The organism is Aeromonas veronii, from assembly GCF_040215105.1.
Lineage (GTDB): Bacteria > Pseudomonadota > Gammaproteobacteria > Enterobacterales > Aeromonadaceae > Aeromonas > Aeromonas veronii_G.
On the sequence record NZ_CP157875.1, the window covers coordinates 3,486,682 to 3,510,439 of the forward strand.

24 protein-coding genes and 2 tRNA genes are annotated in these 23,758 nt (G+C 59.4%); 5 read left to right on the top strand and 21 right to left on the bottom strand.

What is annotated here, in order from left to right; all coding sequences use genetic code 11:
* Positions 1 to 12 precede the first annotated feature (12 nt).
* The 9 genes from rimP to rlmE form a co-directional block, all read right to left on the bottom strand.
* Positions 13 to 471 (bottom strand): ribosome maturation factor RimP, encoded by a 459-nt coding sequence (rimP, locus tag ABNP46_RS16035; protein ID WP_349919167.1) that lies wholly within the window; start codon positions 469 to 471, stop codon positions 13 to 15.
* Positions 472 to 637: 166 nt separating this feature from the next.
* Positions 638 to 714: transfer RNA gene (locus tag ABNP46_RS16040), tRNA-Met, on the bottom strand.
* Positions 715 to 805: 91 nt separating this feature from the next.
* Positions 806 to 890, bottom strand: a tRNA-Leu gene (locus ABNP46_RS16045).
* Positions 891 to 899: 9 nt separating this feature from the next.
* A complete protein-coding gene (secG, locus tag ABNP46_RS16050) occupies positions 900 to 1,226 on the bottom strand; it encodes a preprotein translocase subunit SecG (protein ID WP_025326063.1) in 327 nt (108 codons plus the stop codon).
* Positions 1,227 to 1,991, bottom strand: a complete 765-nt coding sequence (gene tpiA / locus ABNP46_RS16055) for a triose-phosphate isomerase (RefSeq protein ID WP_349919168.1) — start codon at positions 1,989 to 1,991, stop codon at positions 1,227 to 1,229.
* Positions 1,992 to 2,122: 131 nt separating this feature from the next.
* Positions 2,123 to 3,457 (bottom strand): phosphoglucosamine mutase, encoded by a 1,335-nt coding sequence (gene glmM / locus ABNP46_RS16060; RefSeq protein ID WP_349919169.1) that lies wholly within the window; start codon positions 3,455 to 3,457, stop codon positions 2,123 to 2,125.
* Between the two features lie 17 nt (positions 3,458 to 3,474).
* Positions 3,475 to 4,320: a dihydropteroate synthase gene (folP, locus tag ABNP46_RS16065; protein WP_349919170.1), complete on the bottom strand. Its 846-nt coding sequence runs from the start codon at positions 4,318 to 4,320 to the stop codon at positions 3,475 to 3,477.
* Between the two features lie 83 nt (positions 4,321 to 4,403).
* The gene (gene ftsH / locus ABNP46_RS16070; protein ID WP_349919172.1) at positions 4,404 to 6,356 is read right to left on the bottom strand and encodes an ATP-dependent zinc metalloprotease FtsH; all 1,953 of its coding nucleotides are present in this window, start codon (positions 6,354 to 6,356) and stop codon (positions 4,404 to 4,406) included.
* 45 nt (positions 6,357 to 6,401) lie between these two features.
* The gene (gene rlmE, locus ABNP46_RS16075) at positions 6,402 to 7,031 is read right to left on the bottom strand and encodes a 23S rRNA (uridine(2552)-2'-O)-methyltransferase RlmE (RefSeq protein ID WP_349919173.1); all 630 of its coding nucleotides are present in this window, start codon (positions 7,029 to 7,031) and stop codon (positions 6,402 to 6,404) included.
* 97 nt (positions 7,032 to 7,128) lie between these two features.
* Between rlmE and yhbY the strand changes: the two genes are divergently transcribed.
* Positions 7,129 to 7,425, top strand: a complete 297-nt coding sequence (gene yhbY / locus ABNP46_RS16080) for a ribosome assembly RNA-binding protein YhbY (protein ID WP_349919174.1) — start codon at positions 7,129 to 7,131, stop codon at positions 7,423 to 7,425.
* A 108-nt stretch (positions 7,426 to 7,533) separates the two neighbouring features.
* Positions 7,534 to 8,127 carry a PilZ domain-containing protein gene (locus ABNP46_RS16085; protein ID WP_349919176.1) on the top strand — a complete coding sequence of 198 codons (594 nt, stop codon included), beginning with the start codon at positions 7,534 to 7,536 and terminating at the stop codon, positions 8,125 to 8,127.
* A gap of 51 nt (positions 8,128 to 8,178) precedes the next feature.
* On the opposite strand, the gene greA is transcribed toward ABNP46_RS16085, so the two are convergent.
* The 3 genes from greA to pomA all read right to left on the bottom strand — a co-directional run bounded on the left by greA (position 8,179) and on the right by pomA (position 10,461).
* Positions 8,179 to 8,655 carry a transcription elongation factor GreA gene (gene greA / locus ABNP46_RS16090; protein ID WP_349919177.1) on the bottom strand — a complete coding sequence of 159 codons (477 nt, stop codon included), beginning with the start codon at positions 8,653 to 8,655 and terminating at the stop codon, positions 8,179 to 8,181.
* Between the two features lie 133 nt (positions 8,656 to 8,788).
* Positions 8,789 to 9,694: a flagellar motor protein MotB gene (locus tag ABNP46_RS16095; RefSeq protein ID WP_349919179.1), complete on the bottom strand. Its 906-nt coding sequence runs from the start codon at positions 9,692 to 9,694 to the stop codon at positions 8,789 to 8,791.
* 8 nt (positions 9,695 to 9,702) lie between these two features.
* Positions 9,703 to 10,461 carry a flagellar motor protein PomA gene (gene pomA, locus ABNP46_RS16100; protein ID WP_349919181.1) on the bottom strand — a complete coding sequence of 253 codons (759 nt, stop codon included), beginning with the start codon at positions 10,459 to 10,461 and terminating at the stop codon, positions 9,703 to 9,705.
* 232 nt (positions 10,462 to 10,693) lie between these two features.
* Between pomA and xseB the strand changes: the two genes are divergently transcribed.
* Genes xseB through dxs form a run of 3 tightly spaced genes read left to right on the top strand, consistent with a single transcriptional unit; the run spans position 10,694 to position 13,723 of the window.
* Complete coding sequence (xseB, locus tag ABNP46_RS16105) at positions 10,694 to 10,945, top strand: exodeoxyribonuclease VII small subunit (protein WP_349919182.1); 252 nt, start codon at positions 10,694 to 10,696, stop codon at positions 10,943 to 10,945.
* Positions 10,946 to 11,836 carry a (2E,6E)-farnesyl diphosphate synthase gene (gene ispA, locus ABNP46_RS16110; protein ID WP_349919184.1) on the top strand — a complete coding sequence of 297 codons (891 nt, stop codon included), beginning with the start codon at positions 10,946 to 10,948 and terminating at the stop codon, positions 11,834 to 11,836.
* 21 nt (positions 11,837 to 11,857) lie between these two features.
* The gene (dxs, locus tag ABNP46_RS16115; RefSeq protein ID WP_349919185.1) at positions 11,858 to 13,723 is read left to right on the top strand and encodes a 1-deoxy-D-xylulose-5-phosphate synthase; all 1,866 of its coding nucleotides are present in this window, start codon (positions 11,858 to 11,860) and stop codon (positions 13,721 to 13,723) included.
* A 71-nt stretch (positions 13,724 to 13,794) separates the two neighbouring features.
* Here the strand turns inward: dxs and ABNP46_RS16120 are convergent, their stop codons facing one another.
* From ABNP46_RS16120 to ribBA, 9 genes are all read right to left on the bottom strand, one after another.
* Positions 13,795 to 14,736: an ABC transporter permease gene (locus ABNP46_RS16120; RefSeq protein WP_349919187.1), complete on the bottom strand. Its 942-nt coding sequence runs from the start codon at positions 14,734 to 14,736 to the stop codon at positions 13,795 to 13,797.
* A gap of 5 nt (positions 14,737 to 14,741) precedes the next feature.
* Positions 14,742 to 15,716 carry an ABC transporter permease gene (locus ABNP46_RS16125; RefSeq protein ID WP_349919188.1) on the bottom strand — a complete coding sequence of 325 codons (975 nt, stop codon included), beginning with the start codon at positions 15,714 to 15,716 and terminating at the stop codon, positions 14,742 to 14,744.
* Positions 15,717 to 15,816: 100 nt separating this feature from the next.
* Positions 15,817 to 17,373, bottom strand: coding sequence for an ABC transporter substrate-binding protein (locus ABNP46_RS16130; RefSeq protein WP_349919190.1), 1,557 nt, complete (start codon positions 17,371 to 17,373; stop codon positions 15,817 to 15,819).
* Positions 17,374 to 17,455: 82 nt separating this feature from the next.
* Complete coding sequence (locus ABNP46_RS16135; protein ID WP_349919192.1) at positions 17,456 to 19,180, bottom strand: ABC transporter ATP-binding protein; 1,725 nt, start codon at positions 19,178 to 19,180, stop codon at positions 17,456 to 17,458.
* Positions 19,181 to 19,825: 645 nt separating this feature from the next.
* Entirely contained in the window at positions 19,826 to 20,308 is a 483-nt protein-coding gene (locus ABNP46_RS16140; protein WP_349922521.1) for a phosphatidylglycerophosphatase A family protein, read from the bottom strand.
* 55 nt (positions 20,309 to 20,363) lie between these two features.
* Positions 20,364 to 21,323: a thiamine-phosphate kinase gene (gene thiL, locus ABNP46_RS16145; protein WP_349919193.1), complete on the bottom strand. Its 960-nt coding sequence runs from the start codon at positions 21,321 to 21,323 to the stop codon at positions 20,364 to 20,366.
* A 56-nt stretch (positions 21,324 to 21,379) separates the two neighbouring features.
* Positions 21,380 to 21,793: a transcription antitermination factor NusB gene (gene nusB, locus ABNP46_RS16150; protein ID WP_349919195.1), complete on the bottom strand. Its 414-nt coding sequence runs from the start codon at positions 21,791 to 21,793 to the stop codon at positions 21,380 to 21,382.
* A gap of 11 nt (positions 21,794 to 21,804) precedes the next feature.
* Positions 21,805 to 22,269 carry a 6,7-dimethyl-8-ribityllumazine synthase gene (ribH, locus tag ABNP46_RS16155; protein WP_349919196.1) on the bottom strand — a complete coding sequence of 155 codons (465 nt, stop codon included), beginning with the start codon at positions 22,267 to 22,269 and terminating at the stop codon, positions 21,805 to 21,807.
* Between the two features lie 227 nt (positions 22,270 to 22,496).
* A complete protein-coding gene (ribBA, locus tag ABNP46_RS16160) occupies positions 22,497 to 23,606 on the bottom strand; it encodes a bifunctional 3,4-dihydroxy-2-butanone-4-phosphate synthase/GTP cyclohydrolase II (protein ID WP_349919198.1) in 1,110 nt (369 codons plus the stop codon).
* Positions 23,607 to 23,758 lie beyond the last annotated feature (152 nt).

Sequence of the window (23,758 nt, forward strand, 5' to 3'; positions counted from 1 at the left end):
CCGATAGCCTCGTTAACCAAAGTTCGGCACTATGTTCGCTTTTTGGATATTGGTGAAAGCCAACACCTCGTCCTTACCATCTACCGTCAGGGTGATCATGTCCCCCTGCACAGCTTTGATTACGCCTTTGAACTTGCGGCGGTTGTTTGTTGCCATCCGAAGCGAAACCGCCGCCTCTTGGCCAACGTATTTTTCGAACTGGGTGACCTTGAACAGCGGGCGATCCAGACCGGGAGAAGAAACCTCAAGGTAGTACTCCTCGGTGATGGGATCTTCAACGTCCATGATGGCACCTACCTGGTGGCTCACCTCGGCACAGTTTTCAACCGTCACGCCTTGTTCGCTGTCGATGAAAACGCGCAGGGTCGAGTGTTTACCCGCACGGATAAACTCGACACCCCACAATTCGAAACCCAAGGCAACGACAGGAGCCTCGAGCAGATCGGTCAAACGTTGTTCCAACGTAGCCAAAGTCACCCTCCGAAAAACAAAAAAAGGGCATATAGCCCAGATAGAGATCGATTCAGAGTAAATTGCACATAACAAAAAGCCCCGATGTCAAATCGGGGCTTGGCGCGTTACCCTGATTGTCGCCTCGCAGCGACCGCCTTCCTGAGCGTAGGAAATGCGTGAAATTTGGTTGCGGGGGCCGGATTTGAACCGACGACCTTCGGGTTATGAGCCCGACGAGCTACCATGCTGCTCCACCCCGCGTCCGAAATCGTGCGAGATTATAGCCACTTCATTCTCGTCACACAAGACTGACTGGCTATAACACCCCGGTTACCCGGGTTCACTGCTTAATTGGTGCCGTGGGCGGGACTCGAACCCGCACACCCTAGAGCACTACCCCCTCAAGATAGCGTGTCTACCAATTCCACCACCACGGCAAAAACTCTTTATTCAGGAACGTCAGTATCTTTCTTCACTGGCGCTTTGGTCTGCTCAACTTGTTGAGTCTGTTGCAGATTTTCCCACTCGCTACCCTGTTTTACCTTGTTGCTGGACATGGATCCGAGCACCAGGCTAATCAAAAAGAACAGAGTCGCCAAAATTGCAGTTGTGCGGGTCAGGAAACTGCCTGAACCACCGGAGCCGAATACTGTATTCGATGCCCCTGCGCCGAAGGAGGCGCCCATATCAGCCCCTTTACCTTGCTGAATCATCACCAGGCCAATCAGGGCCAGCGATACCAGCAGATAAACGACTAAAAGAATTTCGTACATTTAACTTGCACCCTTTGCCGCTTCAACGATTCCTAAAAACGCCTTGTCATCGAGACTCGCTCCGCCTATCAGACCACCGTCTATATCAGTCTGGGCAAACAAATCTCGTGCATTGGCCGGTGTCACGCTCCCACCATAGATGATTCTGACTTTCTCACCTATTACCGGAGTATCCTCCGCCAAGCGACCGCGTATAAAGGAATGAACCTCTTGTGCCTGCTCGGGTGTGGCGCATTTACCTGTACCTACAGCCCAAATCGGCTCGTAGGCGATGATAGCATTATCGAAAGCCATCGCGCCATTTTTCTCTATGACGATATCCAGCTCTTCGGCGATCACCTCGAAGGTTCTTCTCGCCTGCCTCGCCGCACCCGACTCCCCCAAACAGAGGATGGGGATCAAGCCTGCTGCTCTGGCTGCCGCAAACTTCTCCGCGACGATAAAACTGGTCTCACCAAAGAGACGCCTGCGCTCGGAATGCCCTACCAATGCGTAGCGACATCCTGCCTCAATCAACATCTCACACGAGACTTCACCCGTATAAGCGCCCCACTGGTGCTGACTCACATTCTGAGCCCCCAACCTCATTACCTTCTGCTCATTGAGCAGTGCAGCTGTGAAGTCGAGATGCACATGGGATGGACACAAGACCACGTCTACTTCTTCATCCATGCCTTGAAGGCACTGACTCGTAAACTGCTCTAACTGCGACCTACTACCGTGCAACTTCCAATTGGCTGCTACAAACGGCTTGCGATGTCCCATCGGCAACTCCCTTGCGAAAGCGGGGCTGATAATATCCAGAGGATGCTCAGCTGACAAGTGCTATTTTCAAATTTTCGAATCGTTTGAACAAGATACGAACAGGGCGACTAAAAAGCCGCCCTTAATGCTCATTAAAACGCCGATTCGACCTGTTTGGCGATGCGATTCGCCATATCCAGAACCTGCTGCTCGTGCTCACCTTCCACCATCACCCGGATCAGGGGCTCGGTGCCGGATTTACGCAGCAAGACACGACCACGACCAGCCAGTTCCTGTTCCACCTTGGCCACTTCCTGCTGCACGGCGTCGGCCGTCAGCGGATCCTTGCCTTCGGCAAAACGTACATTGACCAGCACCTGCGGGAACTTGCTCATGCCGGAGCGCAACTTGGCCAGCGGCATTTCGGCGGTGCAGATCGCAGTGAGTACCTGCAGTGCCGCGACGATACCGTCGCCGGTGGTGGTCTGATCCAGGCAGATGATGTGACCGGAGTTTTCGCCGCCAATCCGCCAGCCCTTCTCGTTCATCATCTCCAGCACGTAGCGGTCGCCCACCTTGGCACGGGCGAAGGGGATGCCGAGGGTTTGCAGTGCCAGCTCCAACCCCATGTTGGCCATCAGGGTACCAACTACGCCGCCCTTGAGGCGGCCGTTGCGCAGGGCATCGCGAGCGATGATGTAGAGGATCTCGTCCCCGTCGATGATGTAGCCGGTGTTGTCCACCATCACCAGGCGGTCACCGTCACCGTCGAAGGCGACGCCGAGATCGGCCTTGCATTCCAGCACCTTGGCAGCCAACGCCTCGGGAGCGGTGGAGCCGACACCGTTATTGATATTCAGACCATCCGGGCTGCAACCGATGGCGATCACCTCGGCCCCCAGCTCACGAAACACGGAGGGAGCGATGTGATAGGTGGCACCATGGCCGCAATCCACCACCATCTTCAACCCTTCCAGGCTCAGGTGGCTGGGGAAGGTGCTCTTGCAGAACTCGATGTAGCGACCGGCGGCATCGTCGATGCGCTGGGCCTTGCCGAGCTCGGCCGACTCCACGCACTTGAGTTCGTGATCCAGCTCGGCCTCGATGGCAAGCTCGACGTCATCGGGCAGCTTGGTGCCGTCGGCGGAGAAGAACTTGATGCCGTTGTCGTAATAGGGATTATGGGAGGCGCTGATGACGATACCGGCCTCGGCACGGAAGGTACGAGTCAGATAGGCTACCGCCGGAGTGGGCATGGGCCCCATCAAGATCGCCTTGAGACCGGCGGCGGAGAGTCCAGCCTCCAGCGCCGATTCCAGCATGTAACCGGAGATGCGGGTGTCCTTACCGATCAGCACCTTCTTGGTGCCCTTCTTGGAGAGCACCTTGCCGGCAGCCCAACCCAGCTTCATCACGAAATCCGGGGTAATGGGGTATTCACCCACCTTGCCGCGCACGCCATCGGTGCCGAAGTACTTTCTGGTCATTGTCTGTTCTCTTTTTCTTATTTGGATACGAAATCTTGTCCCGTCATGGTCATCCAGCCCACGCGCAGCGCGTCCATGGTGGCGCGTACGTCGTGTACCCGGATGATCCTGGCACCCTGTTGCAACCCGATAAGGGCACAGGCCAAACTGCCCGCCAGCCGTTCATCGACCGGGCAGCCGAGCAGATTGCCTATCATAGACTTTCGCGACATACCCACCAAGAGCGGCAGATTGTAATCGAGCAACTTGTGCTGATCCGCCAGCAGTTGATAGTTGTGGGCCAGCGTCTTGCCAAAACCGTAACCAGGGTCCAGCAGCAGATGCTCGCGCCTGATCCCCGCCGACAGACAGGCGGCGATGCGCTCGTCAAAAAAAGCCCTCACCTCCCCCAGCAGATCATCATAGTGAGGTTCGGCCTGCATGGTGCGCGGCTGCCCCTGCATATGCATGAGACAGACGGGCACATCAGCCTCCGCTGCCGCAACCAGGGCTCCCGGCTCCAGCAAGGCTCGTACGTCATTGATGAGGTGTGCCCCTGCGGCGCAGCCCTCTCTCATCACCACGGCCTTGGAGGTATCAAGGGAGATCATCACCTCCAGCTCTTGCACTATCCGCTCGACCACGGGGATCACCCGGTCCAGCTCCTCCTGGTCAGTCACATCGGGTGCGCCTGGGCGAGTCGATTCACCGCCGATATCGATGATGGTCGCCCCCTCCGCCATCATCTGGCGCACACGGCTCAGGGCCAGCTCCACCTGATTGAAACGACCACCATCGGAGAAGGAATCCGGTGTCACGTTGAGGATCCCCATCACATGGGGACGCTCGAGGGAAAGACTGCACCCTTTGCTGCTCAATTGCATCTTCACTTCCATCTGCTGAGAAAATCACGCATGTCCGTATAAAGAAAAACCCCGGGCAAGCCCGGGGTTTGGATGATCACGACTTATTTGGCTGGCACGTCGTTCGCCTTGTCGATGTCAGTCAGCGGAGCGCTGCTGTCATCGGCCTGAGCTTTCGCTTCCGGCTCGCTGCTCACGCTGGCGCCACCTTGCGGGGTATCACCGTGTTCATCGTGCCAGTTGCTGGGAGCACGGACCTCGCGACGGGCCATCAGATCGTCGATCTGCTTGGCATCGATGGTCTCGTACTTCATCAGCGCATCTTTCATGGTGTGCAGTACGTCCATGTTGTCCAGCAGGATCTGCTTGGCACGGTCGTAGTTGCGATCGATGACCTGCTTGACCTCCGCATCGATGATGCGAGCGGTGTCGTCGGACATGTGCTTGGCCTTGGCCATGCTGCGACCGAGGAAGACTTCACCGTCCTCTTCCGCATAGAGCATGGGCCCCAGACGCTCGGACATGCCCCACTGGGTGACCATCTTGCGAGCGATGTCGGTGGCACGTTCGATGTCGTTGGACGCGCCGGTCGATACCTTCTCGGCACCGTAGATCAACTCTTCCGCCAGACGGCCGCCGTACAGGCTGGAGATCATGGACTCCAGATGCTGCTTGGAGTGGCTCCAGCGATCCTGCTCGGGCAGGTACATGGTCACACCCAGCGCACGACCACGCGGGATGATGGAGACCTTGTAGACGGGATCGTGATCCGGGACGACGCGACCAATGATGGCGTGACCCGCCTCGTGGTAAGCCGTCATCTCCTTCTCGGACTCCTTCATCACCATGGAGCGACGTTCCGCCCCCATCATGATCTTGTCCTTGGCCTTCTCGAACTCGCTCATGGAGACGACACGACGGCTCTCACGGGCAGAGAACAGGGCGGCTTCGTTGACCAGGTTGGCCAGATCAGCGCCAGAGAAGCCCGGGGTACCGCGAGCGATCAGGGCCGCATTGACGTCATCCGCCAAGGGAACCTTGCGCATATGCACCTTCAGGATCTGCTCACGACCACGGACATCCGGCAGACCGACCACGACCTGACGGTCGAAACGGCCCGGACGCAGCAGTGCAGGGTCCAGTACATCGGGACGGTTGGTCGCGGCGATAACGATGACGCCTTCGTTGCCTTCGAAGCCATCCATCTCGACCAGCATCTGGTTCAGGGTCTGCTCACGCTCATCGTGACCACCGCCGAGACCGGCGCCACGCTGGCGACCGACCGCATCGATCTCATCGATGAAGATGATGCAGGGAGAGGATTTCTTGGCCTGCTCGAACATGTCGCGCACCCGGGAAGCACCCACACCCACGAACATCTCGACGAAATCGGAGCCGGAGATGGTGAAGAAAGGCACCTTGGCTTCACCCGCTATGGCCTTGGCCAGCAGGGTCTTACCGGTACCGGGCGGGCCGACCAGCAGCACGCCGGTGGGGATCTTGCCACCCAGCTTCTGGAATTTGGTCGGATCACGAAGATAGTCGACCAGCTCCTTCACCTCTTCCTTGGCTTCGTCACAACCGGCGACGTCGACGAAGGTGGTCTTGATCTGATCTTCGCTCATCAGGCGAGCCTTGCTCTTGCCGAACGACATGGCACCCTTGCCACCGCCACCCTGCATCTGACGCATGAAGAAGACCCAGACACCGATCAGCAACAGCATCGGGAACCAGGAGATGAGAATGGACGTGATCAGAGACGGCTCTTCCGGCTTCTCACCCACGACTTTGACGTTGTGGTTGAGCATATCGTTGAGCAATTGGGGATCCGGCGCCGGGATGATGGTCGTGAAACGTTCACCGGTGCGCTTGACGCCATTAATGACCTTGCCATCCATCCGCACTTCACGGATCTGCTCTTGGGTCACTTCTTTAACGAAGCTGGAATAGTCCAGCTGGCGACTGTTGGTATCGCTGGGGCTGAAGCTATTGAACACCGACATCAACACGACGGCGATGACCAGCCACAGGATTAGGTTTTTCGCCATGTCACTCAAATCAATGACCTCGCAGACTGACAGTTAACGATGAGGGTTAGGGTACTACAGTTTAAAACCGGTAGCCACAATGTAGACTTCTCGTGAACGGGCACGGGACGAGTCGGGTTTTCGAATCTTGACGGCAGTAAAAAGTTTACGGATTTCATTGAGATAGGCATCAAATCCCTCTCCCTGGAACACCTTGACCACGAAACTGCCGTTGGTGCGCAGCACCTGGTTGCACATGTCCAGCGCCAGTTCGACCAGATACATGGAACGGGCCTGGTCGACCTGCTGGGTGCCACTCATGTTGGGAGCCATATCGGACATCACCACATCCACCTTGTTCGGGCCTACACGTTCCAGCAAGGCGCCGAGTACAGTTTCCTCCCGAAAGTCCCCTTGCAGGAAATCGACACCGGCGATGGAATCCATCGGCAGAATGTCACAAGCGATCACTCGTCCGTTGTCACCCACCTGATCGATGGCGAACTGGGACCAGCCACCGGGGGCCGCCCCGAGATCCACCACCGTCATACCCGACTTGAGCAGCCTGTCCTTGCCCTGGATCTCGTCAATCTTGAACACGGCGCGGGAACGCAGTCCCAATTTCTGGGCTTTTTTGACGTATTGATCGTCAAAATGCTCTTTTAACCAGCGGGTTGAACTCGGGGAATGCTTTTTCTGGGTCATGATTGTCGACTTTAAAAAACCACAAGGGCTATTAGTATTAAGGGCTAAGTGGGGGTAGAATACGCCCCTTTCAACCCTGACTTATGAAGAAATTGCCATGATTCTCAACAATAAACAGAGACAGTACCTCAAGGGCCTCGCCCACAGCCTGAAGCCGGTCGTCCTGCTGGGACAACACGGTCTGACCGAAGGGGTGCTGGCCGAGATCGATCTGGCCCTGGCCCACCACGAACTGATCAAGGTTAAGGTTGCGTCTGAAGATCGTGAGATGAAACAGCTGGTGATGGACGCCATCGTCCGTGAGACCGGCGCCACCAAGGTACAGAGCATGGGCCACGTGCTGACCATCTACCGTCAGGCCACCGAACCCAAGATCCAATTACCGCGCAAGTAACAGGAAAGAGCATTCGCTCTTTCCTTCATTTCTTTCCCTTCTTCCCAAGTCGCTTGCCAAAATAGTCATCAGGCCCTTAACCTGCGATGAATACTTGCGGATACCTCTATGGACAAGCAACCAATCCTCACCGATGAGGAGCTGACCATGCTGCGGGAGCTGGGAAACGCCGAGGAGATGGCCACCGGCCAGTTCCTGCGGGGTTACCTGAACCCTCCCCTGCAAAGCCTGCTGCAACGTGCCGACGCCCTGGTGCTCGAAGCCCGCATCGCCGGCCATCAGTTGCGCTTCCCTCTCTACAACACCGAGCAGGAGGAGGGCCACGGCGAACTGCGCATCGCAGCCCCGGCCATTTCCGAGCTGGGCCATGCTCATCTGCGCCCCTGGCGCCTCGATGTCAGCGCCAGCTTGCAGACGGCGGATGGAACCTATGAAGTTCCCAGCCTCTCGGTGGGTGGCCTCATCGCAACGGGATTGCCCCCAACCCTTGGCAGGGGCAATACGTTCGACGGGATCCTGCTGATCGAAAGCCTTCTCCCTCTGCCAATCACCGCCACCCTGATAAGACCCATCAGGTCCCATCGACCGGGACAGGATTGGGCGCTGCAGTACCAACTAGGTCAGGTAGACAGGGAGCGACTGCGGGACTGGATCTTCCTGCGCCACCAGGATGCCTTCACCCGGGAATATCAGGCGGAGTGAATGCAAACAGGGGAGCCGGGCTCCCCTGTTTCGTCAGTCACATCCCTTAGTTTAGAGATATTCGACTGCCAGGATCTCGTACTCCACGTCACCCGCAGGGGTCTTGACGATGGCCACGTCGTCCACTTCCTTGCCGATCAGGGCACGGGCGATGGGAGAGTTCACGGAGATCATGTTCTGTTTGATGTCCGCCTCGTCATCACCCACGATGCGGTACACCACTTCCTCTTCCGTCTCGCTTTTCAGCAAGGTCACGGTCGCACCAAAAATGACGCGGCCATTGTTGGCGATCTTGGTGATGTCGATCACCTGGGCATTGGAGAGCTTGCCTTCAATCTCCTGAATGCGGCCTTCACAGAAACCCTGTTGTTCACGAGCGGCATGGTATTCGGCGTTTTCTTTCAGATCACCATGCTCACGGGCCTCAGCGATCGCTTCGATAATCTGGGGACGCAGCTCGCTCTTCAGATAGTCGAGCTCTTGGCGCAGCTTCTCGGCGCCGCGAACAGTCATCGGAGTATGATTCATAGTCGAAACCTGGGTTGCTTTATAAAGAGAAGCTGCGGCAATCAAAGAGAGCCGCAGCTATCGGTTCGGATGGGGCATCTTAATATGAAGCTGCCACAAAATCCATGGAAGCCCCTGAGAGCGGGATCGCGCTTTAGGGGGAAACCGGCCCGCCTTCCGACACGCCGATGGGAGCCGAGACGGTCGGCTTGCCCTGCATGATGGAGATCTCCACCCGTCGGTTCATGCGCCTGTTCTCCGGGCTGTTGTTGGGCACCAGCGGCTGGGAATCCGCCATGCCCTGCACCACCAGTCGGTTGGAATCAAACCCCGGCACCTTGATCATCTGGTGGGCCACCGCCACTGCGCGCTGGGAAGACAACTCCCAGTTGGACTGGAACAGTTCGTCCTGGGTGGCCACATCATCGGTATGACCGGAGACGGTGATCTCCCCCGGCACATCCTTGAGCAGCGCAGCCACCTTGCGGATCACCGGCCAGAACTGGGGCTGAAGGAAGGCAGAGCCAGCAGGAAATGCCGCCTTTTCACGTATGCGAATGATGATCTGCTGCCCCAACGCCTCTATCTCGATGGCGCCGTCCTGGATCTGGGCCTGCATCTGCTCGGCCAGGGATTTCGCCAGGGCGTTGGACTGCTCCTGCGCCTTCTGGGCCTGATGGGCGCTGTCGCCCCCCGTCAGGTTGCCGTCCGTCTTGTCCTTGCCGCCGGCCTGATCCGAGTCACCGGGCTGGAATTCCAGCTCGGTCTGGGTCAGATCGATGGTCTGCTGCATGATGGTATCGATAGGGGTCGGCTCGGGCCGCCCAGGCCTGAACTCCTGCGCGATGACGGAGGTGCCCTTGGGGATGTCCTTCACCTCCAGGATGTTCTGCACCCCAAACGCCTTCTCCATGGATCCCGCTATCTGCTTGAACTTCTGCACATCCATCTCGGCAAAGGAGAGCAAGAGCACGAAGAAGCACATCAGCAGCGACATCAGATCGGCGAAGGTGCCCATGTAGCCGGGCAGACCGGGAGGCGGACACTTGCACTTTGACATGACGGCTCCTACTCGATCCCGTTATTGCGCTTGGACTGGTGCAGGTAGTTTTGCAGCATGGCCTGGATCACCCGCGGATTCTGACCGTCCTGGATCCCCATGATGGCGTCCAGGATCAGGGTACGGCTCAGCCGCTCCTCGCCGCTGCGCAGTTCCAGCTTGTCGGCGATGGGAATGGCGATCATGTTGGCCTCGATGGCGCCATAGAGGGTGGTCAGCAAGGCCACCGCCATGGCCGGACCGATGGACTTGGGATCGCTCATGTTGGCCAGCATGGCCACCAGCCCCACCAGGGTACCTATCATGCCCATGGCCGGCCCCAGATCCCCGAGGGAGCGAAACACCTTGATGGCGGTGACATGACGTTCAGAGGTCAGGTCGATGTCCTTTTCCATCACGGCCCGCACCACATCGGCGTCGTGACCATCCACCAGCATGTCGATGCCCTTCTTCATGAAGGCATTGGGGATCTCCGCCGCCTCCAGGGCCAGGAAACCGCCCTTGCGCGCGGCATCGGCCAGTTCGACAGCCTTGGCGATGAGGTCATCAAGCTTGTCCCCCTTATACATGAAGGCTTTGCCCGCCACCTTGAAGGCCATGAAAAACTGGTTGAGGTTGAACTTCATCATGCAGATGAACAGGGAGCCCAATATGGTGATATAGACCGACGGCATATCCACATACATGGTCACCGGACCGCCCAACAACATGCCATAGATGACGACGCCAAAGCCCAGCACTATGCCTATCAGACTGCCTAAATCCACGTCCCTACTCCTGTCATCTAAGTTGCCATTTTTTATACTGCGTTGAATTTTCTGCTATTGCGCCGCGAGCAGCAAGCCCGATACAAGGCAATAACCATCAGGCAATCACTGGATGCCAGTCCCAGCTTATCGGCCAACCGCGCGATAGTTTGAGCACTCTGCGCTTTTCTGCCTCCCCCCGCTGCCCGGTCGATGTTAAGATGAGCCGTTTTTTCAATCCCCGAGGATGGACATGGCCAGTAAAAAAATCGACCGCCTGAGTTTTGACGCCACCCTGGAAGAGCTGGAAACCATAGTGCATCAGCTCGAACAAGGCTCACTCCCCCTCGAGGAGGCACTCAAGCAGTTTGAACAAGGCATTCACCTGGTACGGGCTGGCCAGCAGAAGCTGGAGCAGGCCGAACAGAAAATCCAGATCCTGCTGACCCAGGCCGACGGCAGCGAACAGGCGGTTCCCTTCGCCCCTGAGCAAGGAGAGGAGTGAGTGACCCTGGACGACTTCACCCGCCTGCACCGCCAGCGCATCGACGACTGTCTCTCGGCGCAGCTTGACGCCCTTCCCCCCATGGCCCCCCGTCTGCGGGATGCCATGAAATACGGGCTGCTGCTCGGTGGCAAACGGGTGCGTCCCTTCCTGGTCTATGCCGTGGGCGAGATGCTGGGCGTTCCGAGTGAGCGACTCGACGGCCCCGCCGCCGCGGTGGAGTGCATCCACGCCTACTCCCTGCTGCACGACGACCTGCCCGCCATGGATGACGACGATCTGCGTCGCGGCCAACCGACGGTACACAAGGCTTTTGATGAAGGCACCGCCATCCTGGCGGGAGATGCCCTGCAGACCCTGGCGTTTTCCATCCTGGCCGACCACCCCCTTCCCGAGACGCTGCTGGCCAACCGGGTACGGATGCTGAGCACCCTGGCCCGTGCTTCCGGCTACCTCGGCATGTGCGGTGGTCAGGCACTGGATCTGGAAGCCGAGAGCCGCCGGGTCAGCCTCGCCGAACTCGAACAGGTGCATCGTCACAAGACCGGCGCCCTCATCGAATGCGCCGTCACCCTGGGTGCCCTGTGCAAGGAAGATGTCGCGCCACAGACCCTGGCCGCCCTGCAATCCTATGCGGCCGCCATCGGTCTCGCCTTCCAGGTGCAGGATGACATCCTCGACATCACCGGCGATACCGCGACCCTGGGCAAGCCGCAAGGCTCGGATCTGGCGCTGGAAAAGAGTACCTATCCGGCCCTGCTCGGACTCGACAATGCCCGTGAGCTGGCTCGCGAACTGCATGACAAGGCCTTAACAGCCCTGCAATCCTTGCCCTACAATACCGACATTCTGGAAGCGTTTGCCGATTACATCATCGAGCGAACCCACTAAACGCTGGATAACAGTAACAAGATGAGCGTTGATATAAGCGAATACCCCAACCTGGCCCTCGCGGACACGCCGGTCGAATTGCGATCCCTGCCCTTCGAGCGCCTGCCCGTGCTGTGCAACGAGCTGCGCGAATACCTGCTGCGCTCGGTGAGCCGCTCCAGCGGTCACTTTGCCTCCGGTCTTGGCACCGTCGAGCTGACGGTCGCCCTGCACTATGTCTACAACACCCCCTTCGATCGGCTGGTCTGGGACGTGGGCCATCAGGCCTATCCCCACAAGATCCTGACCGGTCGGCGCGATCGCATTCACACCATCCGCCAGAAGGATGGTCTCCACCCCTTCCCCTGGCGCGACGAGAGCGAGTATGACGTCCTCAGTGTCGGCCACTCCAGCACCTCCATCGGTGCCGCGCTCGGCATGGCCGTTGCCGCCGAGCACGAAGGGCTGGGACGCAAGGTGGTCGCCGTCATCGGCGACGGGGCCATCACCGCCGGCATGGCGTTCGAGGCCCTCAACCACGCGGGCGACGTCCACAAGGACATGCTGGTGGTGCTCAATGACAACGAGATGTCCATTTCCGAGAATGTCGGGGCGCTGAACAACCACCTGGCCCGGCTGATGTCCGGCAAGCTCTACACCACCATCCGCGAGGGTGGCAAGAAGGTGCTGGCGGGGGTTCCCCCGGTCAAGGAGCTGGCCAAGCGGGCAGAAGAACATCTGAAAGGCATGGTGGTGCCCGGCACCCTGTTCGAGGAGTTCGGCTTCAACTATATCGGCCCCATCGACGGCCATGACATCGGCGCCCTGGTCGAGACCCTGCGCAACATGCGCAACCTCAAGGGTCCCCAGCTGCTGCACGTCAAGACCAAGAAGGGCAAGGGTTACGAGCCCGCCGAGAAGGATCCCATCGGTTATCACGCCGTGCCCAAGTTCAATCCGGACGACTGCACCCTGCCCAAGAGCAGCGGCGGCAAGCCGACCTTCTCCGCCATCTTCGGCCAGTGGCTGTGCGACATGGCCGCGAAGGACGAGAAGCTGGTCGGCATCACCCCCGCCATGCGCGAGGGCTCGGGGCTGGTCAAATTCAGCCAGCAGTATCCGGATCGCTATTTCGACGTGGCCATCGCCGAGCAGCATGCGGTCACCTTCGCCGCCGGGCTCGCCATCGCGGATCAGAAACCCGTGGTGGCTATTTACTCGAGCTTCCTGCAGCGGGCCTATGACCAGTTGATCCACGACGTGGCACTGCAGAAGCTGCCGGTGCTGTTTGCCATCGACCGGGCCGGTCTGGTGGGCGCCGACGGCCCCACCCATCAGGGGGCCTTCGACATCAGCTTCCTGCGCACCGTGCCGAACATGGTGGTGATGACCCCGTCCGATGAGAACGAGTGCCGCCAGATGCTCTACACCGGCTACCGGTGCAACCTGCCTGCGGCGGTGCGCTACCCCCGTGGCAGCGGCTGCGGCATCGAGGTCCAGAATGAGATGACGGCGCTGGAGATAGGCAAGGGTCGCATTGTCCGTGACGGCAAGGGCATCGCCATCCTGGCATTCGGTACCCTGCTGCACCAGGCCAAGGCCGCCGCCGAGGCGCTGGATGCCACCCTGGTGGACATGCGCTTCGTCAAACCCATGGACGAGGCGCTGGTGCTCTCCCTTGCCGCGACCCACGACCAATTCGTCACCCTGGAAGACAACGCCATCATGGGCGGCGCCGGCTCCGCGGTGAACGAGCTGCTGATGCGCAGCAAACAGTGCAAACCGGTACTGAATCTCGGGCTGCCAGACCGCTTTATCGAGCAAGGCACCCAGGAGGAGATCTACACCCTGCTGGGGCTCGATGGCACTGGTATCCTCGCCAGCATCGAGGCCTGGCAACAGGCCTGATGACCATCCAGTCACGAAAAAGGGCGCCATCATGGCGCCCTTTTTGATTGCTTCAATTATCGACTCGGGTCTTAGCCTTTGTAGATCTTGGGGTTGAACACATCCCGCAGCCAGTCACCAAGCAGGTTGATCACCAGCACCAGCACCACCAGGCAGATCCCCGGGAAGGCGGTGATCCACCAGGAGCCGGAGAAGATGTAGTTGAAGCCCACACTGATGAGGGACCCCAGAGACGGCTGATCCACCGGCATGCCGAGCCCCAGGAAGGAGAGCGCGGCCTCACTCATGATGGCGTTCGCCACCTGCACGGTGGAGATGACCAGGATGGGCGACAGGCAGTTCGGCAGAATGTGGCGGAACATGATGCGCGGGGCACGGAACCCCATCACCTGGGCCGCTTCCACATACTCCTTCTTCTTCTCGGCCAGCACCGAGGCGCGCACCGTCCGGGCATATTGCGGCCATTCGGCGATACCGATGATCACCACCAGCATCAGGATGGCGAACTTGGAGTAAAACTCCGAGCCAAAGGTCGCCTGGAAGATGGCGGAGATGATGATGGCCACCATCATGGTGGAGAAAGAGAGCTGCACATCGGCAAAACGCATCAGCAGGTTGTCGATACGGCCACCGAAATAGCCCGCCAGCAGGCCGATGACGATGCCGAGCAGCAACTGCAGTGCCACCGCGAACAGGCCGATGGTCAGGGAGATGCGGGCACCGTACAGAATTGTGCTCCAGATATCGCGGCCCTGGTTGTCGGTGCCGAGCCAGAAGCGCTCCTCGCCCCCTTCCAGCCAGGAGGGTGGCAGTTCCGCATCCATCAGATCGAAGCTGGTCAGATCGTAGACGTTATGGGGGGCCAGCCAGGGCGCCAGCAGGGCCCCCAGCACGAACACCACAAACACCGCGAAGCTGAACATGGCTACCTTGTCCCGCAGGAAGTAGTAGACGATGTCAGAGTTCTTGAAACGTGCCCAACGGCTTGGGCTTGCAGTCATAGCCTTACTCATGATGCTTACCCCTTGGCGGTCAAGTTAACGGTCGGGTTGATGAACCCGTAAAGCAGGTCGACCAGGGTATTGGTCACCACGAAGATGAGACCCACGAAGATGACGTAGGCGGTGATGAGCGGCGTATCGACCCGGTGGATTGCCTCGAGGAACAGGAAGCCGGTCCCCGGCCACTGGAATACGCTCTCGGTCAGAATGGTGTAGGCCACCATGGTACCGATCTGCACGCCGCCGACGGTGATGACCGGCAGCATGGTGTTCTTCAGGGCGTGCTGATAGTAGACCTTGTTGTTGTCCAGCCCCTTGGCGCGGGCAAACTTGACGTACTCGGAGGAGAGTTGCTCCAGCATCTCTGAGCGCACCAGCCGGATGAACAGCGGCAGCATGATGGAGGAGAGCGACACCGCGGGCAGGATCAGGTGCAAGATCCCGTCCCAGGTGAAGAAGCCCGACTCCCAGCCCAGCAGGTTGTAGGTCTCGCCACGGCCATAGGCCGGCAGCCAGCCCAGCTGGATGGAGAAGAGATACATCAACATGATGGCCGTCAGGAAGACCGGGATCGAGATACCGATGCTGCTGACCGCCATGATGAGCTTGGTGAGCACGCTGCGTGGCCTGATCGCCGAATATACCCCCAGCGGAATGGAGACAACGACGATGATGATGGCGGCGGCAAACACCAGCTCAAGGGTAGCCACCAGCTTGTCGAGGATCACCTCGAGAGCCGGTCGCTTGAAGAAGTAGGAAGTGCCCAGATCCCCCTGCACCGCGTTCTGCAAGAAGCGGCTGTATTTCACCAAAAAGGGATCGTTGAGGCCCATCTTGTCGCGCAGCTCCTGGCGCACGGACTCGGAGACGGATTGTCCCACCAGCTCGCGCAGCGGATCCCCCAGGTTGTCCTGGATGGAGAAGGCGACCAGGCTGATGACGAACATCACTATCACGGCCTGATAGAACCGTTTCAGCAGGAATGTAAACATGCTTGTCCTTCTACGTGGCCTGTGTCGTGGCACAGGCTTCTGTTAATGGCGGGGGCGCCAGCAATGACCACCCCCGCCAGGTCCTTCCTTAGCGCTTCGCTTACTTGTTGACCACCAGGTCACCCAGGTAAGGGAAGTTCATCACGTTGACCACCGGCTTGATATCGACGTTCTTCTTGGCACCGTAGGCCAGATCTTCCCAGTGCAGCGGCACATAGGCGGCGTCGTCGATCAGCATGGCTTCCACCTTCTGCAGGATGGCGGCGCGCTTGGCCGGATCGGTCTCGGTGTTCGCATCCATCACCATCTTGTCAGCTTCTGCGTTGGCATAACCGCCGCAGTTGTACTGACCCATGCCGGTCTTGGCATCCTTGGTGAAGGTCAGGAACTCGAAGAAGTTCGCAGTATCTTCGGTATCCGCGTGCCAGCCGATCAGCTGCATGTCGGAGGCGCACTTGTCAAACTCCGGCCAGTACTGGGCCACCGGCATGGTCTTCAGATCCACCTTGATGTTGATCTTGGACAGCATGGCGGAGACAGCCTGGGCGATCTTGACGTCGTTGACGTAGCGGGCGGCCGGGGAGATGAAGCTCACCTTGAAGCCTTTCTCGTAACCGGCTTCCTTCATCAGCTCCTTGGCCTTGGCCAGATCATACTGGGGCTTGAGCGCCTCGTTGTAGCCGGCATAGCCTTTCGGGCTCAGCTGGCCGGCCGGGGTGCCGAAGCCTTTGTTGATCTTGTCGACGATACCCACCTGGTTGATGGCGTAGTTGATCGCCTGACGCACGCGCTTGTCTTTCAGCGCCGGGTTGGTGTTCTGGTTCAGCTCGATGATGATGGCGCGGGTACCGGACAGGGTCACCAGCTGGGAATCCTTGCCGTTCTTCACACGCTCCAGATCGTTCGGGGCAACCGGGTAGATCATGTCAACGTCACCACCCAGCAGGGCGGCTACGCGGGTCGCGTCTTCCTTGATCGGCACCACGGTCAGGTTCTGGACGTTGCCCTTGGAGGCCTTGTCCCAGTAGTTGGCGTTGCGCACGTATTCCAGCTTCACGCCCTGCTCACGGAACTTGACGCTGAACGGGCCGGTACCGGAGACGTGGGTGGAGGCGTAGGAGTCGCCGTTCTTGACGATCTCGGCCTTGTCTTTGCCGGCTTCATCCTTGCCGGTGTAGAACTTGGAGTCCATCGGGAAGATGTAGGTGACGGTCTGCAGCACCAGCGGGAACGGCTTGGCGGTGATGAGATCCACGGTGAAATCATCCACCTTCTTCACTTCGGCGATGGGGTCGAAGATGGCCTTGAAGTCCGGGGAGGCCTTCAGACGGTTGACGGTCCACACCACGTCATCGGCGGTGAAGTCGTTGCCGGAGTGGAACTTGACGCCCTTGCGCAGGTGGAAACGTACGGTCTTGTCGTCGATACGCTCATACTTTTCGGCCAGACGCGGCTCGAATTGCAGATCCTGGGTGTAACGCATCAGGGGATCGAACACCAGGTGAGACATCTCCAGGGTCTGACCGGAGAGCTGCTCCTGCGGATCCAGCGAGGTGGCGTCGGAGGCGACGGCTACCTTGATGTCAGCGGCAGAGACGTTGAACGCGAGGCCAGCGGCGAACAGCGCCATGGCGATCTTGGATAATCCTTTCTTCATGTCTTTCTCCATGCTTTTGGCTTTTTATTGACACTTTTTTTGACAAACAGATCGGCGAAGCCTTTTTCCTGACTCGGCTTTCCTAGCTTGCGATCTCCAGCCCCTCGCGGGACATTCCCTTAAATTCCGGCATGAGGGAAATCAGCTTGCGGCTGTACTCATGCTCGGCATTGGTAAAGAGTTTCTCGGTCTCGGCCACTTCCACCAGATGACCGTGACGCATCACCCCGATGCGATCGCACATCTGGCGGATGACCGGCAAATCGTGACTGATGAACAGCATGGTGAGCCCGAGTTCCTGCTGCAAGTCTTTGAGCAGGTTGAGGATCTGGGCCTGCACCGAGACGTCCAGCGCCGAGGTGGGCTCGTCGCAGATGAGGAAGCGCGGGCGGGTCGCCAAGGCACGGGCAATGGAGATGCGCTGACGCTGGCCACCGGAGAACTCGTGGGGATACTTGACCCCGGCACCGCGGCCCAGCCCCACGTGATCCAGCAGATCGCTGACGATGCCCTCGATCTGGCTCTCGCTGCTCGCCAGCTTATGGAAGCGGATGGGCTCGGCGATGATGTCACGCACCTTCATGCGCGGGTTCATGGACGAGTAAGGGTTCTGGAACACCATCTGCATCTGGCGGCGCAGCGGACGACGGGCATGCTCGCTTTTCAGGGCGGTGAGATCGATGCCCTCGAACACGATGTTGCCGCTATCAGGCGGATAGAGACCGGTGATGGCGCGGGCGATGGTGGACTTGCCGGAACCGGACTCCCCCACCAGACCGAAGGTCTCGCCCTCGAAGATCTCGAAATTGATGTTGTTGCAGGCGTGCACGAACTGGCGACGGCTCGGGAAGATGGAGTTCTTGGTGACGAACCTCAGATCCACGTTCTCCACCCGCAGCAGCGCCCCTTCATAGGCGCGCTCATCCTGACTCTGGCCGAGCCAGTGGGTCTTGAGATCGATGCTGGTATCCGCCGCACCCGCCTCTTCGATGTAGGAGACCAGGGGGAAGCGCACCAGCTTCACATCGGAGCGGGGCACCGCCGAGATGAGGCTGCGGGTATAGGGATGGTTCGGGGCCCCCAGTACCTGTTCTGTGGTGCCGAACTCCACCAGATCCCCGCGATACATGACCGCCACCTTGTCAGTGACGTTGGAGACCACGCCCATGTCGTGGGTCACCAGCATGCAACCCACCTGACGCTCCTTGCACAGGGTGCGGATGAGCTGGAGGATCTGATCCTGAATGGAGACGTCCAGCGCCGTGGTCGGCTCATCGGCGATGATGAGCTCGGGATCGCCGGAGAGGGCGATGGCGATGACCACCCGCTGACGCATGCCGCCGGAGAACTGGTGAGGGTACTGCTTGATGCGTACTTCCGGTTGCGGGATCCCGACCGCAGCCATCAACTCGAGGGCCTTGGCAAGGGCGGCCTCGCGAGAGAGTTCGGTATTGGCCAGGATGGTTTCAACCAGCTGATGTTCGACGGTGAACAGCGGGTTGAGGGACGTCATGGGATCCTGGAAGATGAAGCCGATGCGAGAGCCGCGGATGGCTCGCATCTCGTTCTGGCTCTTGCCAGAGATGAGTTCGCCGTTGAGATAGATATCGCCACGGGCGATGCGACCGGGCGGGCTCAACAGATCGATGACGGCATTGCCGATGGTGGATTTGCCGGCACCTGACTCACCGACCACTCCGACGACCTCCCCCTTTTCGACAGAAAAAGAGAGATCCTTCACCGCGGCCAGCACCCCGTAGCGGGAGGGGTACTCGATCCGCAAGTTTTTCACTTCGAGCAAGGACATGTTTACCTCTGCGGGGGACATCCGTCCCAAATAATTCGTCCGTAAATCAGCGCAGATGCTGGTGGTGCCTTGACAGTTATCTTGAGTGTTCGTGTTGCATGAAAAACGCTCAATCCATGAGGCAGTCAAACCAGCGATCCGGGCGGGTTTTTTGCATTTTTTTGGAATAACCCGCGAGTAAGTTAGTCGGTTTGCCCGCGGGTGTAAATGATCCCGTTATACAATTTCGCAATACTTTGCGCAGATAACGCTTTCATCATAGGTATAAAATAGCGACAAACATCACACTACCAGATGTTGTGATGGTAATGCCATAAAATGCATCATTTTAATGTCAACAAAATCATAACAACCAATCATATCCACTACGCCACCCAAGTATTCAAGTCTCGAATGAGTAGTGAATATTTATGTGAAATGATTTTTTGGCGGCAGCATATATGGATGAAGGAAAAATAAGCAGAGATAAATAGGGAGAAGGCAGCATCTTCCACCGCCCCCGGAAAGGCTCGGCGAAGGGTCAACGAGGGGATTGCATACAAAACGACGCAGGCCCGGCAATGGCCGGACCTGCGTCGCTAGCGAGGGGCTCGCCGGTCTACCCCCTCGAGGCGACCTTGAGCTGAGGCATTCACCCCTTGGCCGTCAGTGCACCCAGTACGCCAACAGCTGCATGCAGCACAGGGCGAACAGGCCGGCGATGAGATCGTCCAGCATGATGCCAAGACCGCCGTGGATGCGGCGATCGAACCAGGAGATGGGCCAGGGCTTGATCACGTCGAACAGCCGAAACAGCACGAAACCGGCCAGTATCCAGGCCCAGCCGGCCGGGGCCGCTATCATTGTGACGCCAAAGCCAATCACCTCGTCCCAGACGATGGCGCCGTGATCCGGCATGCCGATGGCGTCGGTGGCTCCCTGACAGAGCCAGATCCCCACCAGGAAGCCCACCGCCAGCAGGGCGATGAACCAGGGGGTGGAGAGCCCGCTCACCAGCCAATAGAGCGGGACTGCCACCAGCGTCCCCATGGTGCCCGGTGCCCAGGGAGAGAGCCCGGCGCCAAAGCCCACCGCCAGCAGATGGCGCGGGTTTCTCAGGTTCAGCCGTTTCAGTTCGGGTTTTATCATCATCCTTGTCGATTCCAGTCAGTCGGCGCCAGCTGGCGGCCCCAGTTCCACGCCATCATGCGAAGTGATCCCATCCCTTGAGCTCCAGCGCCACCGGTTGATCGTCCAGCAGATAGTCGATGCCAGGCTCCCCGGCCAGGATGCGGCCGATGCGGGTAAACTTGACCCCGCAGTTGGCCAGCGCCGTGTCCAGGGCACCGTGATGCTCCTGGGGCACGGTGAAGCAGAGCTCGTAGTCATCGCCACCCGCCAGCGCCAGTTGCCAGGCCGCCTCGGCAAAGACCGCATCCTGCAACACCGGTGAGAGGGGCAACAGGTTGAGATCGATCTGGGCCCGCACGCCGGAGGCCTTGAGGATGTGGCCGAGATCCGAGGCCAGGCCGTCGGAGAGATCCAGCGCGCTGTTTGCCAGCCCGCGCAGGGCCTGACCCGCCAGGATGCGGGGATGGGGATGATCGAGCCTGGGCAGCACGGCCGCCAGCTGGTTCTCGTTCAATACCCGCTTGCCGAGCAGATGGGAAAGGGCGAGGGCCGCATCCCCCAGGGTGCCGGTCACATAGATGCCGTCCCCCGCCTTGGCGCCGCTGCGCAGCAGGGCGCGGCCGGTGGGCACGGATCCCTTCACCGAGACGGTGATAGAGAGGGGCCCGCGGGTCATGTCTCCCCCCACCAGGGCCACGTTGTAGTACTCGGCGAGTTCCAGGAATCCCTCGGCAAAACCGGCGACCCAGGCCTCGTTGATGGCGGGCAGGGTCAGGGCCATGGAGACCCAGCGCGGCTCGGCGCCCATGGCAGCGAGATCGGACAGGTTGACCGCCAGCGCCTTGTAGCCGAGATCCACCGGATCCATGTCGGGGAAAAAGTGGACGCCGCTCACCAAGGTATCCGTGCTTACCGCAAGCATGGTATCCGCAGGCAGGGTCAGCAGGGCGCAATCATCTCCCGGGCCCAGCACCACATCCTTGCGGGCGTGGGGGACCTTGAAGTACTTCTCAATCAGCTCAAATTCACCCATACAGTAAAAAGCCAGCGGTTAGGCTGGCTCCTCTCTTAAGGCTGATGGACAGCGGATCAACGCTTTGGCAGCGTCTTGATCACCTTGTCCAGAACACCGTTGACAAACTTGTGGCTGTCATCGGCGGCGAAGGCTTTGGCCAGCTCGATCGCTTCGTTGATCACCACGCGCGGCGGCACATCATCGCGACGGGTCAGCTCGTAGGTCGCCAGACGCAGGATCGCCTTGTCCACCATGTCCACTTCTTCCAGCGGACGGGAGAGGAAAGGTGCAAACACCTTGTCCAGCTCGTTGCAGTGGAGGGCTACCCCGAACAGCAGATCGCGGAAATAGTTCAGGTCCACACCCTTGGTGTCCTGATCGATCTTGAACTGCTCTTCGATGTCGCCCACGTTGGCCTGGGTCATCTGCCACTGGTAGATGGCCTGGGTGGCGCAATGACGGGCCTTACGGCGCTCGGACGGTTTCAATGTTTTATTCCTTAAAGCTGTTTCAGGACGTTGATCATTTCGAGCGCGCTCAGCGCAGCCTCTGCACCCTTGTTACCCGCCTTGGTACCGGCACGCTCGATGGCTTGTTCGATGTTTTCTGTGGTCAGCACGCCGAAGGCGACGGGAATGTCATACTCCATCATCACCTGGGCCAGGCCCTTGCCGTTCTCGCTCGCCACCAGTTCGAAGTGGTAGGTGCCGCCACGGATGACGGTGCCGAGGGCGACGATGGCGTCATATTGACCACTCTTGGCCAGCTTCTTGGCCGCCAGGGGGATCTCAACGGCACCCGGTACGCGCACCAGGGTCAGATTGCTCTCCTGGACCTGGCCTTGACGTTTGAGCACGTCCAGCGCGCCATTCACCAGGCTGTCATTGATGAAGCTGTTGAAACGGGCAACGACAATAGCAACACGCGCCTCGGGAGCGGCGATATTTCCTTCGATAATCTTCATTGGAAATCCTGTCTCTGTGCAATCAATGGGGCCGTCAATGGGGCCGCGGCCAAAAGTGCGCACATTCTAGCACAACAGACCCGCGACAAAAAACCATGCCCGCACAAGGCGGGCAGGCATTGAAGGTTTTATCCGTTCGCGGCGCTCATCCGGGGATTCACCGCCCCATCCCGCCCCTTCCGGCTGACGTTCGGCACGGGGCTGGCATCGGCGAATCGCCAACGCGCTTATTCGCCGACGTATTCCACCACTTCCAGGCCGAAGCCACCGAGGGCGTGATACTTCTTCGGTGAGCTCAGCAGGCGCATCTTGCCGACGCCGAGGGTCTTCAAGATCTGGGAACCCACGCCGACCCGGCGCGAGGTGCCCTGCCACCTGGCCCCTTCCGGTGCCAGTCCCTTGTCGGCGGCTTCGAACGCCTTGACCCGGGTCAGCAGCTCGTTGCCATCGGCCTCCGCCCCCAGGATAACCAGCACACCGCCCTCGTCGGCGATGCGGGCCATGGATTTCGCCAGCGGCCAGCTGCGGGCGCTGTGGCGATCGGTCAGCAGCAGATCGCTCAGCACGTCGTGCAGGTGCACCCGTACCAGGGTCGGCTCATCGGCCTGGATCTCCCCCTTCTTCAGGGCGAAATGGACCTGGTTGTCGATGGTGTCGCGGAAGGTGATGAGGTCAAACTCGCCATGTTCGGTGGGCAGCTTGCACTCGGCCACCTTCTCCACCGTGGTCTCGTGCTGGTTGCGATACTCGATGAGATCCGCGATGGTGCCGAGCTTGATGCCGTGCTGTTCGGCAAACACTTCCAGATCCGGGCGACGGGCCATGGTGCCGTCTTCGTTGAGGATCTCGACGATGACGGAGGCCGCCTCGTAACCGGCAAGACGCGCCAGATCGCAGCCCGCCTCGGTGTGGCCGGCCCGGGTCAGCACGCCGCCATCTTGCGCCATCAGCGGGAAGATGTGGCCAGGCTGCACCAGATCGGCGGCCTTGGCATCGGGCGCCACTGCCGCCTGCACGGTCACCGCGCGATCGGCGGCGGAGATGCCGGTGGTCACCCCTTCGGCCGCTTCGATGGTCACGGTGAAGGCGGTGGAGAACTGGGCATTGTTGCGGTCCACCATCAGCGGCAGCGCCAGCTGCTTGCAGCGATCCCGGGTCAGGGTCAGGCAGATGAGGCCACGGCCGTAGCGGGCCATGAAGTTGATATCCTCGGGGCGGACACAGGAGGCGGCCATGATGAGGTCCCCTTCATTCTCCCTGTCTTCGTCATCCATCAGGATCACCATCTTGCCAGCCTTGATATCGGCAATGATTTCCTGGGTTGTGCTCAGCGCCATGGGCTACTCCATCAACATGCTTCGGGATTGAGCCTGCGGGCTCGATTTGATTCGGGTAATGCTGCTCTAGATGGGGGCACCGGCCCCCGTTTCAACCTGAGCGGGATCACAGAAAACCGTTTTGACCCATCAATCAGCAAGGTGTGCCGGTG